Genomic DNA, 17,472 nt, shown 5'->3' on the forward strand with positions numbered 1-17,472 from the left:
TCTAAAATGGATTTGGCAAATGCTTTGCGTTCGGCTTACGAATTGTTTGGCTGCGAAGTAACTTTTGGTGGTTCGTATCCAGGTTGGACACCAAATGTGAAATCGGAAATTCTAGATGTTTTAGTTTCTATTTACGAAAAACAAAACAACGAAAAACCGAAAGTTGTGGCCTGTCACGCTGGTTTGGAATGTGGAATTTTGGGAACCAATTATCCAGATATGGATATGATTTCTTTTGGACCAACCATTCACGGAGCGCACAGCCCAGATGAAAGAGCGTCAATCAAATCATCTCAAAAATTCTATAAATTTGTATTGGAAATTTTGGAGAATATTCCAATGAAGAATTAGAAAAATATTATCTAATTTGTAAAAACTCGGTTAGAAATAATCGGGTTTTTTTATGCTCTTTTTATATATTTATTGAGCATGTCTAATACCAAATCTTTATTTAATGGTTTTGAAACATAATCTGTAAATCCAGTTTGAACAATTTTTGTTATTTCTTCAGGAAAAGAATAGGAAGTTTGTGCCACAATTGGAATAATAGAATTTAGAGCCCTAATCTCTTTAAAAGCATCGTGTCCATTCATATTTGGCATTCTAATATCCATAAAAATAAAATCGAAATGACTATTTTCTTTAAAAATTTTAACTGCTTCAACACCATCAATAGCACGAATTACATTAATTTTATCTGAAGATAATATTTTTTGAATTAGTAAGTAATTAACGTTGTCATCTTCTGCTACTAAAATATTTATTGAACTTTCTAGTATAACTTCCGTGGATTTAGAAATATTAGAATCAACTAAAATAGGATTTTGCTCATATTTCAAAGGAATCCAAAATTTAAAACTTGAGCCTATTCCAACCTGAGATTGTACAGAAATTTCTCCATCCAGCATTTCAACATATGCTTTTGATATTGCCAATCCTAACCCAAGTCCTTCGTTTGCTGAAATAGTATGAACATTTAATTTATTGAAACGCTTGAAAATATTGCTTTTAAAATCGTCAGGTATACCAATTCCTGAATCTTTGATTTCAAAATTAATTTTACTGTTCTCAGAATCAATGTCATAATATAAAATAACAAATCCTTCATCAGTAAACTTCAAAGCATTGTTTAGAATGTTTACTAAAATTTGATTTAATTTCACAACATCGGTTATAATATTTCTATCATTATGATCAACATTTGGTTTTATAATTTTAAAATCCAGATTCCTCTTAACATTAATCATTGCAATAGAATCAAAAATCGATTTAACTAAATTATCTAGGTTTACGGCACTGAAATTAGGTAAGACCAAGTTGGTTTCAATTCTTGACATTTCCACCAAATCATCTATTATATCTATCAAATTTTTGCCACTGTTTTGAATAATCTCTACATATTGCTTTTTTTCATCATCGGTAATTTTAGGATTTGTTAATAAATCTGAAAATCCAATTATGGCATTCATTGGTGTGCGAATTTCATGAGATAAATTCATTAAAAAAGCAGATTTTAGTCTATCGCTTTCTTCAATTTTTGATTTAGATCTTTGCAATTGCAGCTTTTGATTGTAGTTTTCTTCAAATAATTTCCCAATGTATCGAAATTCTCCTCGTATTTTTTTTAAAGATTGAATGGAATTTTGGTCACCTTTTAAAACGTTGGTAATTAATTTTATTGGAGTTTTTGCCCATTTTTTTGCATAGTAGAAAAATACAGAAAACGCAATTATTGAAGCTAAAAATATAATTCCTAAAACTTTTTTTGTTGTCGAAAAATTGACATTAATAGGTCTTTTAAATACCAGAGTATTAATTTTATTTCCTTTGTAATCTATTAAATCTTGTTGTATAAAAATATTTTTTGAATCGGCTTTTATTTTATTATTGTAAAATGAAATTTGTGAGCCGCTTATTTTTTCTAAGACATTAAAATATTCATTATCAATAAGTTTTACCATAAAAATATAACCTCTAGGTTTCGTTTTGTTTTTAAATGGATCTTCAGACGGGTGAATTGTGGCACCATAAACTTGTAAATATCCTTCGGGAACTTTTAAATTAAATTTTATGATTTTATTTTTATATAAAATTGGAAATACTTCTTTAGGAATAAAGTTTTTTGAAGTTATTTTTATGGTAGAAACCTTGGTTACAAAATCAGTATTTATATTGTATGTATCAATATAATCAAATCTATTGGTGTCTACAAGATAGGAAATTGACGAATTGAACCACTTCAAATCTTTGGTTTCTACAAAATTTACCAACTCATCCCAATAACTAATCTCCGATATTAAAGTAAAGTAAGATTCTGAATTTAGATTCATTAAAGCATTAATCTCTCGCTCATATTGTTCAGATACATTTCCAGATACTTGCTTTTGTTGCTGAATGCTGTAATAAAATAGGATAAAATATAGCACAAAAAAACTAATAGCTGACACCAATAGTAAGAAAACCACCTTTGAATAAGTGGAGACTTTCAAATTTTTTCTTGAAGTGGCAAATGACATTAATGTATATTTTTGAGGCTTTACCTTATAAAAATAGACAAAAAAACAATATTATTGCAAATTTAAATTAACTTTTTTTTAAGATATATGTATTCTTCAACTAGTTAGCACAATAAAATTTAATTTGAACATTAAATTATTGAAGCCAATTATAATAAATTATTAAAAAAAATACGAGCAATTTATAAATTAAAACAACATTACTATTGATAAAATTACCGACAATAAAAATGTACTAATAGCCAATTTTTTTAATTCTGGATCTAAATTTCTAGGTTCGGAGCAATAATAAACTGTTTTAATATGACTGATTAAAGGAAAATAGGCAACTAGAAATGCATATTGAGAAATTCTAAATCCAGTTCCATTATAAATTATTGCAAAAATCAATGTTATCAACATGGCAGAAATAATGAGTATATAATGATAAACTTTTGCTTTTTTACCACCCATTTTTACCACTATCGTATTTTTATTTGAGTTTCTATCTGAAATTTCATCCCGCATATTATTCAAATTTAAAACACCAACACTTAGTAATCCAATAGCACAGGCTGGTAAAATTAGTTGTAAATCTATCTGTTTTGAATATAAAAAATTAACACCAAGTGTACTAACCAAACCAAAAAAAATAAAAACAAATACATCTCCAAAGCCTTTGTATCCATAAGCAGAATTTCCAACTGTATATTTTACTGCAGCAATTATGGCGATAATTCCGAGAAATAAGAAAAATAAAGAATAACCAAAATTTGAATTTTTAAACGCAAAATATATTAATACAGATGCTGAAATTAAAGTCAAAACTGAAGTAATAATTATGGCTTTTTTCATTGACTCAACAGATATTTTTCCACTTTGTATGGCTCGCATTGGCCCTATTCTGTGTTCATTATCTGTTCCTTTCACGCCATCACCATAATCATTGGCAAAGTTTGAAAGCACTTGAAAACCAAGTGTTGTTAATAGAGAAAAACCAAAAATTATCCAATTTGAAATTTCAGAAATGACGTTCGTTTGGTTTGCAAAAGCATAAAAACTTCCTACCAAAATTCCTGAAACAGAAAGTGGCAAAGTTCTTAATCGTGCAGCTTGAATCCAGTGTTTCATTGATATTTTTGATTATAGATTTTATAAATTAAGTATTCCAGCTTTTTTGACTACTTTCAACTTGGTAGAGCCAAATATTTACAAATTGTTTAATTTGCTCAAAATTTGCCAATCTAAAAGTAATATTTCCACCAGCCGTACATAAAGTGATTGAACCAATATTCGGTTTTTTATGCCAAAATAATTGACTGGTTTTGATGGCTTGAATTTTATGAATTTCAATAATTTGTTTGTCAATATCCCAAACACCATTTTGCTTGACAATATGATCGTTGCCAATAAATAGTTTATAGTTAATAAAACTAAAATAAATAGACAATACAACAATGATGAAATATAATGGCGCAATAAACAAATAGTTAAAATTTGATATTTCTACATTGTTTATAATTAAAATTAATATTACAATTGGCAAAAAAATATATTTAAAAATTTTTATAATAATACTTCTAATATTTGGAAGCAAAACAAAATGATGTTCTGGAATTTTTGATAATAAAAGTTTTAATATTTGATCTCTTTCTGCTGGACTACAACCAGGAATCTCGATGGCAGATTTTCTTTCTTCTTTTTCGGTTTCTCCTAACGATGCTTGTTTAATTTTAATATCCAAAACATTCAAATTGCGCTGAAAAAAATTCCTACTTAAAGTAATTATTTGAACTTTTTCGGGTTTAATAATTGTATTTCTTGTGTTTAACAATCCATAACTTAATACCAACGATTCTTGCTGTTTTTCTATTTTAAAATTAAAATATTTTACAATTGTTCTAGTCAAGTTGATTATTAATATTGTAAATAATAGAATAAGAATAAAAAACGAAGCTAAAAAAAGTGTTGATGTTTGATTTACATAGCTGTCAATTTTATTTTCAATAGCAGCATTATTTTGACTCCATTGATTAAAATTTTCATAAATGGTGGCAAAAAAAGCCAACAGTAAGGCAAAAGTCTGTGCATATTTTGAAGTAAGTCCAACCTTTATCAAACTTAATAAACTAATTTTTATAATGTCTTCAGATTTCTGAATTTCACTTTCAACTTTGTCTGATTTAAATTCTTTTTCTAGCAATTTGCCTTTTAAAACCTCAGCCAATTCTTTTGAAATGGCTCTTATTTTAACTTCTTTATTACTACTTCCTGCGGTATCAACTTCTAGAGAATATACTTTAATTATTTTTTGAATAAAAGACTGATTAATGTTTACTTGTTGGATTTTATCGAGTTGAATGGCGATTTTTGTTTTATTTAAAACTCCTTTATTTATAACAAATTCATTTTTTTCCGTGTCAATATAAAAGGTGAAATTAATATATTGAATGTAAGCGATAATGCCAACTATGCCAATGACAATAAATATGGAAAGAACCAAATAAATTTTATTTATTTGGTCAAATTTAAATACCCAAATGGCTATTAGAGGGATTAAAGCTCTAACAATGCTCTGAAAAGTATCAGCAAAAAGTACAATTATTCCAATAACAGATTGACGTTGAGGTAAATTAAAATTAAGTTGTTTCATTGTCAAAATTTGAATTGTCCAATAAATTATTTTTCAATTCTACATCACTTTCAATTAATTTCTTCATAATTAATTGCTTGATATTCTCGGCTTCCTCTTTCATAATTCCTGGAATTTCAAGATCGCTACCACTTCCACCTGCTGTAAAAATTTCGACGGATGCCAAGCCTAATTTTCTAGATATAAATCCTTGATGAACAGCTACATGCTGCACACGATTGTAAGGAATTATCACCGTAGTGTCTGATAATACGCCACTTTTAAACAAAACATCATGTTCTCGAAAAGCAAAACCACGATTTTTGAAACTGGCTAATGAAAATGCAATTAGCAAACCTGAAATTATGGGAATTGCAAAACCTAAAATGAAACTTATTCTGCCAGTAAAAATATCCCGTTTAATTAAATAGGTTGCCATAGGAATTAAAATGAGCAATCCAATAATCAGAATCAAATTAAAAAAAATAACTTTTACATACTTCGGATTCAAAGCTGTAAATTCAACTTCTTCAAATTTCGGAAGTTCTTGGATATTTATAGTTGTATTTGAAAAATTTTCCATTTTTGTGATTTGAATTAAAGGTTTAAAACTTGACATATTTATTCAAATTTTTATACTTCAATTATATTAAGGCAACCATTTTTTTTCAAAATTTGGTTTTCTTTTTTCTAAGAAAGCATCTCTTCCTTCTTTTGCTTCATCAGTCATGTAAGCTAATCGTGTGGCTTCTCCAGCAAAAACTTGTTGTCCAACCATACCATCATCCGTTAAATTCATAGCAAATTTTAACATTTTTATGGAGGTAGGCGATTTTGCCAATATTTCTTGAGCCCATTCATAAGCGGTGTTTTCTAGCTCATCGTGTGGAATTACTGCATTTACCATTCCCATATCGAAAGCTTCTTGGGCAGAATAATTTCTTCCTAAAAAGAAAATTTCTCTTGCTTTTTTTTGACCTACCATTTTGGCCAAATAAGCAGAACCATAACCACCGTCGAAACTAGTCACATCGGCATCGGTTTGTTTAAAAATAGCGTGCTCCTTACTAGCCAAAGTCAAATCGCAAACTACATGCAAACTGTGTCCACCACCCACAGCCCAACCTGGAACTACGGCAATAACAGCCTTTGGCATAAACCTAATTAAACGTTGCACTTCTAGAATATTTAGTCTGTGTTGTCCATCATCACCAACATAGCCTTGATGTCCACGCGCTTTTTGATCGCCGCCACTACAAAAAGAGTAAATCCCATCTTTATTTGAAGGACCTTCGGCAGAGAGTAACACCACTCCTGTTGAAGTATCTTCTTGTGCATCATAAAATGCTTGGTAAAGTTCTGATGTGGTTTTTGGTCTAAAAGCATTTCTAACGTCGGGTCTATTAAACGCAATTCGGGCTACACCATTGCACTTTTTATAAGTTATATCTTCAAATTCTTTTGCAGTTTGCCAATTTATAGTATTCATTAAATTTAATTTTTATACAAAAATAATTCATTTTTATCTTAATAAATTAAAATCTAAAATAGATTTTAAAAAATATTACATAAAAAAAATGAGGCTATTTGCCCCATTTTTGATTAAATCTGAATTTAAACTATTTAAGTGAAAATTTTGATTTTGATACTAGTTCATTTTTATCAAACAAGTTTACTACATATTCCCCAATAACAAATTCAACTCCATTTGAATCTAAAAAGTCGCAAACATCTACAGATTTATTTTTGAAAGTAACTTTGGAAACAAAGCTATATTTTAAAGTAGCTTCTCCAAAAACTTGCGATTTTTTTTCTCCCACCACATTATTATTAGGATCAATTACCTGAACATAATATGACTTTTCTCCAGATTTTGCTATATCATTTTCCGCAATAGTAAAACAGATTTTTAATTTGTTTGTTCTACTTGCTTTTTCTGTTTCAACTTGCTTTCCAGAACTCTTCTCTCTAATTGCAGCTGTTTTAATATTTGTAATTACTAGTTTTGATGCTTTTTCAACTGTTTTCTTCAACTTATTATTTTGTTCTGCAAGGGTATCGATAAATCTTTTTTGTTCGTTTACAACTCCAGCAGAACTATCGCGTTGTTTGATTAACATTTCATTTATTTTTTTTAAACCATCATCTTTGCTAACCATCATTTTAAAGTTTTGTTGCAAATTGTTGTATTTAACTTTAAAAACTTTCATAGCTTGCAAATCTCCTTTAGATTTTTTTAGTTCTTCAATTAAATTAACCACTTTTTCACGTTCTTTAAGCAATTCTTCATTAATTATACTATTTTCCTCTAAAGCTTTGTCGTAAGTGGTTTTTAAAATAGACAAAGAATCCAAAGCTGTCTGTTTTTCCACTTTAACAATATCAGTTTCTATTATTAAATTTTGGTTTTTGGTAGTTAACTGATAAATGTAAAATAGAGATCCTGCCAACAACAATACCAACAGCACTACAATAGGTTTAAGATTTAAAGTTTTGTTTTTTGTTTCCATAAATGAAATTTTTGATTTTTTTTGGTTAATTAAATTGTCAGTACAATTATAAGGAATCTATATTAAGAATTCATTATTTTAAGCGCTTTTTTTTAACATTTTGACATAATATCTAAATATTGACAATTTCATAATTACAATCGAAGGAAGAGAAATGTTAAAGTTTGAAAATAAAAAACTTTTTAACAGTGTAGTATATTAAAATAAATTAATTTTAATATGTTGAAAATCAATTTTTTAAATTGATTAAAAATTATTAATTCGTTCACTGATTTATTAACTTAAAAGAAGAATATTTGAAAAAAATTGTTTTAGTTGTTGCTCTTACATTCGGTTCAATATTTACAAGTTGTAATAAAAAAGTAGAAACTTCAAGTGATATTGATACAACCGAAGAGCAAATGGCTCAAAAAGATTTAGATAGTTTAGAAAATGACACAATTGCCCCTATGGTTCAACCAAAAGATTCGATTAGCAAATATTAATGCTTCTATCTTTAAAATTATTAATAAACCACAGGCAATAAAGCAAAAGTTGATTTGATAAACTACAGTTTTATAGGGTTATTTAAAGACACAAGTTCAAAATAGAATATTTAACAAGAGTAGAAATTAGTTGCTTTTGTATTTAATATTCTAATTTAAAATTATTAATTTTGATTTTTTAAAGTATGTTATTCACACTTTATGTATGTTACCGTTTGTATATTAAAAATACAAATAGAAAAATGCCAACTATATTTTGAGTTGGCATTTTTTGGTCTAATAACTAATCTAATAATTTTTATATTGTCTAAAAAATTATGTTGTGATTATGGTGCAGATTTTATTTGTTTCCTGAAAAATTTGCGTATCCAGTACAAGAAATATTCAAATTAGACCCGCTTAAACCAATTGAAATGGTTTTTCCATCATCAAGTTTTCCAACATAGGCACCAGCAGACGATGCATTAATTTCTTTTACATTTCTATTGCCTAAAATTGCACTTTCAATTGTAGCAGTAGTACAGCTGGTTTTTGTCAATTTGACAACTACAGATGGTTCAAGAGGAAAAGTGCCATCTGTTCCTGTATATGTACCATTATAAGAATCTTCAAAGCAAGCGGTTACTGGCGCTGGAGTTGCATCGTCTTTAGAACAAGAGCTTAAAGATAAAGTTGCGATGCTTAAAAATAAAAATAGTTTTTTCATGATAAATAAGTGTTTAATTGTTATAAAAACATAAATCATTCTGTTTTTTAGATTTATATTTTTCTATTATACAAAGTAAGTTTGCTTGCAAGCAATTTACAATACACATAAAAATGTATTTTTAACTACCTACATTCAGGTACTTAAAAAAATTAAAATCAAAATGTTATTTAGAATTTGATAACTTTGAAAATCAAAAAAAACTTATGAAGAAATATTTTCTTTTAATTATCACCATTTTATTCTCTGCATCACTCTTTTCGCAACGTAGTTTTTCACTTGGAGATGATAAAAAATACATTGACAGCATTGTAAAAATTACAATAAATACAAAATCTGACAGCATAAAATGTTTGTATAGTTTTAGATTGTCAAAATTATTTAAAATGATAGGCGATTCAGAAAACGCATATTTGTATTTAGATAAAGGAAATAAACTTTGTAGTAAGTACCCATTTTTGAAAGATTTATCTACTTATTTCAATACAATTAAATATCTTGAAAATGGAGATATTGAAGGATACGAAAAAGCCATATTGAAAACTTATTCAGATTTAAAAAAATATAATCATAAAGAAGCTTCAAAATCAAAAGCTACAATACTTCAAAACTATGGGCTTGTGCTACAGAGCAAAAACAAAGAAAATGAAGCAATGGAAATTCTTATTAATCAAGCAATTCCGTTTGCACTAAAAAGTGAAAATGATGAAATAACTTGTCATATTTATAAAGCTATTGGTGTGATTCTAATGAACTCAGAAGAAAGGAAAAAAGCAAACTATTACTTAAACCAAGCACAATACTACATCGAAAAAGCACCGAAAATATCCCCAACTGTATCCGAAACCAAATATGAAACTTATATTTTAAATGCCGAAAATTTAATTGAATTAAAAAATTATAGTGAAGCTAAAAAAACAATCGACAAAGCTTACTTCATGTTATCAAAATATCCAAATTCACAATTTAATAACACCTATGCTTTTGTGGATGGATTATATTATTCCAAGCTAAACCAACATAACAAAGCAGTTGAAAGATTTGATAAAGGCATAAAAATATGTGAGTTTTATAAAGATTCGCTATCATTAAACAGACTGAAATTTGCGAAGTATGAATCTTTATTAGAATTAAAAAAATATAAAGAAGCAATAATCATTATTGAATCATTGGTGAAAAATGCTTTACTAGACGATAAAAAATACCATTACAAAGCATTATCAAAAGCTAATAATGCGTTGGGCAACTGGCAAAAAGCTTATTCATATTCAGAAAAATATATTGTATTAAATGATAGTTTAAACAAAACTAAGTTCAAAGAAGAAATTGTGGCTCTGGAAGCAAAATTCAATAAAATCGAAAATGAGAAAAAAATTGGTGAATTGTCCATACAAAAAGAAAAAGCAGAACTTTTGGCGAAAAACAATAGGTTAAACACTTGGATATTTGGTTTAATATCAGCTTTTCTAGTAGTTTTAGCTGGTTTTTTATGGAAATTCAATCAAAATCAAAAAAAATTAAGTTTTCAAAAAGAAATTAATTTTAATCAAGAAATTAATTCATTAAACGACCAACAAAAGCTAGCGGTTTCAAATGCTTTGTTGGAAGGTGAAGAAATTGAAAGAAAAAGATTGGCTCGAGATTTACATGATGGTTTGGGAAGTATGCTTTCTGGTTTGAAACTCCACCTTTCCAAACTAACCAAAGACAATGCTACAGATTTAAAAAATGCAAACAACCAACTTGACAATTCTATCAAAGAGCTGAGACAAATAGCTCAAAATATGATGCCAGAATCGTTGTTAAAGCTTGGATTAAATGCCGCTTTACAGGATTTGTGTCTTCGTTTTTCTTCCTCAACAGTTTTAATTGAATTTCATAGCCTAGGCATTCAAGACTCAATATCAGAAAGTCAGCAAATAGCTATTTATCGAATTGTTCAGGAGTTAATTAACAATGCCATAAAACATTCAAACGCCTCTAATATATTGGTTTCATGTACTCAAAATGGAAGTCGCTTTTTTATAACAGTGGAAGACAATGGAAAAGGTTTTGATGTGAAAAAACAAACATCCGTAGTAAGTATGGGCTTAAAAAACATTAAAAATAGAGTCGAATTCTTAAACGGAAAGTTAGAAATTGATTCCGAACCAGAAAACGGAACTGCTTTTAATATTGAATTAAATGTAGCTTAAGAAAATTTGAATATGCAAGATCCTATAAAAATAGTTATCGTAGATGATCATCCAATAGTAATTCAAGGAATTTCAATGTTACTGGCAAATTCGCCAAATTATGAAATAATAGCGACCTTTACCGAAGGTTTAGATTTATTAAAATATCCATTTATTGAAATTGTAGATATTGTTTTGCTTGACGTTTTTCTACCTGATATAAATGGTATTGATTTGTGCAAAACTATCAAGAAAGAACATCCAAAAATTGTGGTTTTAGGAATGAGCAGTCAATCTGAAAGAAGTTTGGTCATGCAATTTATTCAAAACGGAGCCAACGGCTATTTGTTGAAAAATGCGCCTCTTGAGGAATTTTATGATTGCATCCAAAAAGCATTGAATGGCGAAATAGTTTTTAGTCAGGAAGTAAAAGCCATAATTAGTAAACCTGAAATTTCAGATTTTAATAGATTGCCTAGCCTTACTAGAAGAGAAAAAGAAATTTTAACTTTATTATCTCAAGGAAAAACGACACAAGAAATGGCAGATTTACTTTTCTTAAGTTTTCTAACCGTGCAAACCCACAGAAGAAATATTTTAAACAAACTAGAAGTCAAAAATGCTGCGGAATTAATTAACTTGGCTGCAAAAAACAGGCTTATATAATTAGGTCTTCACCAAATAAATTCCATCTTCTTTTATCTCAATTAGTTTTTCTTTGTACAATGTTCCAATCGCTTTTTTGAAAGTTTTCTTACTCATTTTAAGAACCGTTTTAATATCTTCTGGATTTGAATCATCGTTTAAACGCAGAAATCCACGACTGGCTTTGAGTTCATCCAAAATAGCTTTTGCACTAGGTTCAATATTTTCAAATCCCAATTTGTTGGCTGAAACATCTATTTTTCCATCAGGGCGAATATTTTTAATAAATCCAATAATTCTGTCGCCGGTTCGCAAATCATCGTAGACTTCATTTTTATATAAAAGTCCTTTGTGCTTTTCGTTTATAATTACATTAATTCCAACTTCTGTAATATGCGATACAATCAAATCAACTTCCTCACCATTTTCAACGCTAATATTTTCGTTATTCAAAAACTGATTCGTTTTGCTAGAAGCTACCAAACGGTCTGTTTTTTCATCCATATATAGGTATACCAAATATCTTTTGCCTTTTTCCATTGGTCTGGCTTGCTCTTTAAACGGAACCAGAATGTCTTTTTCCATTCCCCAATCCATAAAAGCGCCTACTTGATTTACATAATTCACTCTCAAAAGCGCAAATTCATTCAATAAAATATAAGGCTCAAGTGTTGTGGCTACTGGACGTTCTTCATGATCTAGATACACAAAAACTATAATTTCTTCACCTATTTCAAATTCGTTTGGAATGTATTTTATCGGCAATAAAATATCCTTACTCGGATCTTTATTTTCATCGGGCAAACCCAAATATAGTCCAACTTTTGTTTCACGAAGTATGGTTAGTGTGTTGTATTTTCCTATTTCAATCATTGCATATCAGTTTCAAAGTGGCAAAGATACAAAGTTTGGAAGATTTTAGTTTCTTTAAACTTGAAGTTTTGACACCAATAAACCAAAATTAATATTTCCTAATTTTTTATTAACTTTGGGAAAAACAATAAATAATAAACTCATGAAGTTAATTTTTATATTATACACTTTATTTTTTTTCCAATTTTCATTTTCTCAAATTACTAATGATGATCCAGAAATAAAAAAAATGGTTTCTGAAGTAAAAACTGAAAATCTTGAAAAAATAGTGAATAAATTGGTCACTTTTGGAACTCGACACACATTAAGTGATACAAAAAATGAAATTCGAGGTATTGGTGCTGCGCAAAAATGGGTAAAATCTGAATTTGATAAATATGCTTTGGAATCTAATGGAAGATTAACTTCAAAAATTGATTATTTTATACTTAAAGCCGATGGGAAACGAATCACAAATGATACCGAAGTAGCCAATGTCATAGCAACACTCAAAGGTACAGATTCTAACGATAATCGGGTTTTAATTGTTAGTGGACACCTCGATTCTCGTGCCACTGATGTGATGGATGCAAAAATTGATGCTCCTGGAGCAAATGATGACGGTTCTGGTGTTGCCGCTATGATGGAATTGTGCAGAATTATGAGCAAACGCCAATTTCCTTTCACACTTATATTTGTGGCTGTTACGGGCGAAGAACAAGGTTTGTACGGTGCAAAACATTTGGCAGAATTTGCAAAAACCAATAATTGGAACATAGTTGCCATGCTAAATAATGATATGATTGGCAATAGCAATTCCAGCGGAACTGGCATACACGACAATACACAAGTTCGTGTTTTTAGTGAAGCCATTCCATTCTTGGAAACAGAAGATGAGTCAAAAACTAGAAAAGCAACCAACAGAGATAATGATAGTCCTTCCAGACAACTGGCTCGATATATTAAAACTGTAACCAAACAATATGTTGATCAATTGAACATTAATCTGGTATATAGAAATGACCGTTTTCTTCGTGGTGGCGATCATACGCCTTTCATGCAAAACGGATTTACTGCCATTCGATTTTGCGAAATAAACGAAAACTACAACCACCAACACCAAAACTTAAGAACCGAAAATGGTATTAAATACGGCGATTTACCTGAATATATGGATTTTGAATATTTACGAAAAATAACTTGCGCCAACTTAGCCACTTTTAGCAATTTGGCTTGGTCACCAAAAGCACCAACATCTGTAGGCATTGAAATTAAAGAATTGACCAATTCATCAACACTAGTATGGAAAGCACCAGAAGGAAAATCAGTATATGGATATAATATTTTAATGAGAGAAACATCATCAGCACATTGGGAAAAAATCTTTTTTGTAAAAGATGAAAAAGCAACAATTCCGTACTCAAAAGACAATTACTTTTTTGCTGTACAATCAATTGATGCTTTGGGTCACGCAAGTTTACCGCTATTTCCTACTCCAATTAGATAAAAAAAATCCCGATTTCTCGGGATTTCAAATTTAATAAAACTATAATTTAATTGTAAACACTTTCCTTTTTAAAGTGAAGTGTCAGTAGGTAGTAAATTACTGCTCTGTATTTGTTTCTATTAGATTTACCATATTTTTCCATTACAGCTTCAAGACCTTTATCTAAATCTGCTCCGTCTTTTAAACCTAATTTCTTGATTAAGAAATTATTTTTTACAGTGTCCAATTCAGATTGTTGGCTACCGGCAACAGTCGCAGCATCTTTATTAAAAATAGATGGTCCACAACCAATAGTTACTTTTGTTAATAAAGCCATATCTGCGGTATGACTGCATTTTTCTTTTAAATCTGCTGCATAGACAGCGATTAGTTCATCTCTTTTACTCATAGTGATAGTTTTTTGTTTAAATCTTTAACTCAAAAGTAAGCAATTTATTAGTGTTTTGCATTAATTTTTAGTAAATATCACTAATTTTAGTTAGATAATTAAAATAGTTTAATAAAACCGAGTCATTACACTTGCTGGGCGTAAAAACTTCAAGTATAATAGGTTGCGTTGCATTTATTAGTTTTTGCATACCATTTTTCAAGGAAGACTCGCAACTCGCAATTTCATATTCAAATCCATACATTTTTGCCAAATGTTCCGCAGTTAAGCAATGAGATGTTTCAAAATAGGTATTAAAAGTTTTATTTTCTTGATGTCCTGGCAAAATTCTAAAAATGCCACCACCACCATTATTCACAATAATAATTTTAAAATTTTTAGGAATATAATTATTCCATAACGCATTGCTATCGTACAGAAAACCAATATCGCCAGTAATTAAAACGGTTTCCTTACCTGAGGCAACAGCTGCTCCAATAGCTGTAGATGTGCTACCATCAATACCGCTTGTACCACGATTACAAAATACTTCAATGGTAGAATCAATTTCAAAAAGCTGTGCGTATCGAATAGGAGAACTATTGCTTATTTGCAATTGAGAATTCTTTGGCAACATGGGCAATATTATCTCAAAAGCTTTCAAATCTGAAAATCTAATTTTAGATAAATATTCATTTGATTTTTGGGTTCTAAATTTTCTTATTTCTAAAACCGATGATAAATAACTACTATCTAATGTATTTATTTTTGGCAAAAATGTATTGAAAAATTTATTTGGAGATACTTCAAAATGTTTGGTTAAACAATCAAATGTGTCGTAAGCCCGAAGTTGATCAATATGCCAATGTTGTTTTGGTTTGTATTTTCGAAGGAAAACTTTAATTCTCTTCGAAACAATCATACCTCCAATTGTAATCAAAATATCAGGTTGAAAATTTTTAAAATCCTGTTCAGTAAATGGCGTAATAATGGTATCAATATTGGTAATAAAATTTGCATGATGCACATTGGAAGTTACTTCTGTCATTACCACAACAGATTCATCTTGTCCCAATTTATTTAAAATTGATTGTTCAATACTATTTGGTGTATCTCCACCAATTAAAAATAACTTCTTGTCTGCTAAATTCCATTGGTTTACAAAAATGTCCAAATTTTCCAGTGGCTTTTCTTCTGAAGGAAATAAAACATAATTCGGTTTAACCGAAAGCGTTTCAACCGTTTCATACAAAGGCTCTTCAAATGGAACATTAATATGTACTGGTCCTTTTTTAGAAACCGAAATATGAAGGGCTTCTTGAATCTTAACATCATTTTCTACTGAGGATTCTTCGGTCAAATTGGCATTATACAAACTATGATTGTCAAAAACATTTTCCTGACGAATGGTTTGCCCATCGCCAATATCAATTTTATCCTGTGGTCTATCTGCGGAAATGACGACCAATGGAATCTGACTGTAAAAAGCTTCTGCAAAAGCGGGATAATAATTTAATAACGCAGAACCAGAAGTACAAACTACCGCGACTGGTTTTTGCAATTGTTCTGCCAAACCAATTGCAAAAAAAGCAGCACATCTTTCATCTGCAATGCTGTAGCATTTAAACGTTTCATGATTAGTAAAACCAATAGTTAATGGCGCATTTCTAGATCCAGGAGAAATTACAATATGATGTAGATTTTTAGCTTTACAAATTTCAATAATAGATTGCGCTAAAGGTATTTTTGGGTAAATCATTTTTTTGAATAACTGAATTACAAAGGTACAAAGTTGAAAAGGTTTTTTATACATTTGCATTGAAAATTCTTATACATGAATATCGAAATCCGACCTTATAAAATTGAAGATACGCAAGCCATTTTGGATATTATCAATGATAATATTTTGAACTCAACCGCTTTGTATGATTACGAACCAAGGAGTTTAAAAACCCAAATTGCGATTTTTGATGATAAGATTAAAAAAGGTTTTCCAATTATAGTAGCAACTCAAAATCATGAAGTTCTTGGTTTTGGATTTTATAGCGAATTTCGATTTAGAGAAGCTTATAAATTTACTGTCGAACATTCGGTTTACGCAAAGAAAGAGGCTATTGGCAAAGGTGTTGGCAAACTTTTAATGACAGAATTAATTGCATTAGCCAAAGCGCAAAAACTACATACAATGATTGGAGTAATCGATTCTGAAAACAAAAGTAGTATTGCTTTTCATGAAAAATTTGGTTTTAAAATTGTTGGAACCATACAAGATTCTGGTTTTAAATTTAACCGATGGTTGCATTCGGTTTTTATGCAATTAATTATAGAATGATAAGAAATTTGAAAAATCGATTAGTACCTTTGCAAAAAAATTAAAATGTCAAACGTATATATAGGATATCATTTCACAGTGGAACCAAAAGAATTAGGTTCAGAAATATTAATTGCTGAACTAGGTGAAAAACCATTTGAAAGTTTCATTGAAACCGAGAATGGTTTTTCGGCGTTTGTTCAAAAATCGCTTTGGAATAGTGATATTCTTGATGATATTTCAATTTTAGAAAACCCAGAATTCAAAATTTCTTATACTTTCGAAGAAATTGAGCAAGTCAATTGGAATGAAGAATGGGAAAAAAACTTTGAAGCTATAGATGTAGATGGTTTGTGTCATGTTCGCGCTCCATTTCACCGAAAAACCGATGCAAAATTTGACATTATTATAGAACCAAAAATGAGTTTTGGTACTGGGCATCATGAGACAACCCATATGATGATTCAGCATTTACTAGAAACCGACGTAAAAGGAATGAAAACCCTCGATATGGGCTGCGGAACAGCTATTCTTGCCATCCTAGCAGAAATGAAAGGTGCTCAACCTATTGATGCAATTGATATTGACAATTGGTGTTATCTGAATTCTATTGAAAATGCAGAACGTAACAATTGTACCCATATTTCAGTTTACGAAGGTGATGCTGCTCTGTTGAAAAACAAAAAATACGATTTAATTATTGCCAATATCAACAGAAATATTTTGCTTAATGATATGCAAGCTTATGCTGATTGTTTAAATGATAATGGAACCATTCTATTTAGTGG

Annotated in this window: 17 protein-coding genes; 7 read left to right on the plus strand and 10 right to left on the minus strand. The window is 29.5% G+C overall.

The window, feature by feature from the left end:
• On the plus strand, window positions 1-351 hold a 351-nt coding region (locus tag RMN92_RS00445), incomplete at its 5' end, for a M20/M25/M40 family metallo-hydrolase (protein WP_309607490.1).
• A gap of 50 nt (window positions 352-401) precedes the next feature.
• Here RMN92_RS00445 and RMN92_RS00450 read toward each other — a convergent pair.
• The 6 genes from RMN92_RS00450 to RMN92_RS00475 form a co-directional block, all read right to left on the minus strand.
• Window positions 402-2,516 (minus strand): response regulator, encoded by a 2,115-nt coding sequence (locus tag RMN92_RS00450; protein ID WP_309607491.1) that lies wholly within the window; start codon window positions 2,514-2,516, stop codon window positions 402-404.
• Window positions 2,517-2,705: 189 nt separating this feature from the next.
• A complete protein-coding gene (gene menA, locus RMN92_RS00455) occupies window positions 2,706-3,626 on the minus strand; it encodes a 1,4-dihydroxy-2-naphthoate octaprenyltransferase (protein ID WP_309607492.1) in 921 nt (306 codons plus the stop codon).
• 28 nt (window positions 3,627-3,654) lie between these two features.
• Entirely contained in the window at window positions 3,655-5,148 is a 1,494-nt protein-coding gene (locus RMN92_RS00460) for a PH domain-containing protein (protein WP_309607493.1), read from the minus strand.
• Window positions 5,135-5,710 carry a PH domain-containing protein gene (locus RMN92_RS00465; protein WP_309607494.1) on the minus strand — a complete coding sequence of 192 codons (576 nt, stop codon included), beginning with the start codon at window positions 5,708-5,710 and terminating at the stop codon, window positions 5,135-5,137. The genes RMN92_RS00460 and RMN92_RS00465 overlap by 14 nt, the downstream gene beginning before the upstream one ends.
• Window positions 5,711-5,776: 66 nt before the next feature.
• On the minus strand, window positions 5,777-6,616 hold the full coding sequence (locus RMN92_RS00470; protein WP_309607495.1) for a 1,4-dihydroxy-2-naphthoyl-CoA synthase: 840 nt from the start codon (window positions 6,614-6,616) through the stop codon (window positions 5,777-5,779).
• 130 nt (window positions 6,617-6,746) lie between these two features.
• Window positions 6,747-7,637 (minus strand): hypothetical protein, encoded by an 891-nt coding sequence (locus tag RMN92_RS00475; protein WP_309607496.1) that lies wholly within the window; start codon window positions 7,635-7,637, stop codon window positions 6,747-6,749.
• A gap of 296 nt (window positions 7,638-7,933) precedes the next feature.
• Between RMN92_RS00475 and RMN92_RS00480 the strand changes: the two genes are divergently transcribed.
• Complete coding sequence (locus RMN92_RS00480; protein ID WP_309607497.1) at window positions 7,934-8,122, plus strand: hypothetical protein; 189 nt, start codon at window positions 7,934-7,936, stop codon at window positions 8,120-8,122.
• A 340-nt stretch (window positions 8,123-8,462) separates the two neighbouring features.
• On the opposite strand, the gene RMN92_RS00485 is transcribed toward RMN92_RS00480, so the two are convergent.
• A complete protein-coding gene (locus tag RMN92_RS00485; protein WP_309607498.1) occupies window positions 8,463-8,828 on the minus strand; it encodes a hypothetical protein in 366 nt (121 codons plus the stop codon).
• A gap of 206 nt (window positions 8,829-9,034) precedes the next feature.
• Here RMN92_RS00485 and RMN92_RS00490 point away from each other — a divergent pair, with 206 nt between their 5' ends.
• Together RMN92_RS00490 and RMN92_RS00495 are read left to right on the plus strand one after the other, a co-directional pair.
• Window positions 9,035-11,023, plus strand: a complete 1,989-nt coding sequence (locus tag RMN92_RS00490; protein ID WP_309607499.1) for an ATP-binding protein — start codon at window positions 9,035-9,037, stop codon at window positions 11,021-11,023.
• Window positions 11,024-11,035: 12 nt separating this feature from the next.
• Window positions 11,036-11,668 (plus strand): response regulator transcription factor, encoded by a 633-nt coding sequence (locus RMN92_RS00495; RefSeq protein WP_309607500.1) that lies wholly within the window; start codon window positions 11,036-11,038, stop codon window positions 11,666-11,668.
• On the opposite strand, the gene RMN92_RS00500 is transcribed toward RMN92_RS00495, so the two are convergent.
• Window positions 11,669-12,520: a S1-like domain-containing RNA-binding protein gene (locus RMN92_RS00500; protein WP_309607501.1), complete on the minus strand. Its 852-nt coding sequence runs from the start codon at window positions 12,518-12,520 to the stop codon at window positions 11,669-11,671. It abuts the gene before it with no gap.
• 142 nt (window positions 12,521-12,662) lie between these two features.
• Here RMN92_RS00500 and RMN92_RS00505 point away from each other — a divergent pair, with 142 nt between their 5' ends.
• Window positions 12,663-14,006, plus strand: coding sequence for a M28 family metallopeptidase (locus tag RMN92_RS00505; protein ID WP_309607502.1), 1,344 nt, complete (start codon window positions 12,663-12,665; stop codon window positions 14,004-14,006).
• A gap of 46 nt (window positions 14,007-14,052) precedes the next feature.
• Here RMN92_RS00505 and RMN92_RS00510 read toward each other — a convergent pair whose 3' ends face one another.
• Together RMN92_RS00510 and menD are read right to left on the minus strand one after the other, a co-directional pair.
• A complete protein-coding gene (locus tag RMN92_RS00510; protein WP_309607503.1) occupies window positions 14,053-14,394 on the minus strand; it encodes a DUF2853 family protein in 342 nt (113 codons plus the stop codon).
• A 67-nt stretch (window positions 14,395-14,461) separates the two neighbouring features.
• Window positions 14,462-16,132 carry a 2-succinyl-5-enolpyruvyl-6-hydroxy-3-cyclohexene-1-carboxylic-acid synthase gene (gene menD / locus RMN92_RS00515; RefSeq protein WP_309607504.1) on the minus strand — a complete coding sequence of 557 codons (1,671 nt, stop codon included), beginning with the start codon at window positions 16,130-16,132 and terminating at the stop codon, window positions 14,462-14,464.
• 75 nt (window positions 16,133-16,207) lie between these two features.
• On the opposite strand from menD, the gene RMN92_RS00520 reads away from it, so the two are divergent.
• Window positions 16,208-16,705 carry an N-acetyltransferase family protein gene (locus RMN92_RS00520; protein ID WP_309607505.1) on the plus strand — a complete coding sequence of 166 codons (498 nt, stop codon included), beginning with the start codon at window positions 16,208-16,210 and terminating at the stop codon, window positions 16,703-16,705.
• Window positions 16,706-16,750: 45 nt separating this feature from the next.
• Window positions 16,751-17,472: 50S ribosomal protein L11 methyltransferase (prmA, locus tag RMN92_RS00525; RefSeq protein WP_309607506.1), on the plus strand; the 722-nt coding region annotated here is incomplete at its 3' end.

Origin of the sequence: Flavobacterium sp., assembly GCF_031363805.1 — a bacterium.
Taxonomy (GTDB): Bacteria; Bacteroidota; Bacteroidia; order Flavobacteriales; family Flavobacteriaceae; genus Flavobacterium.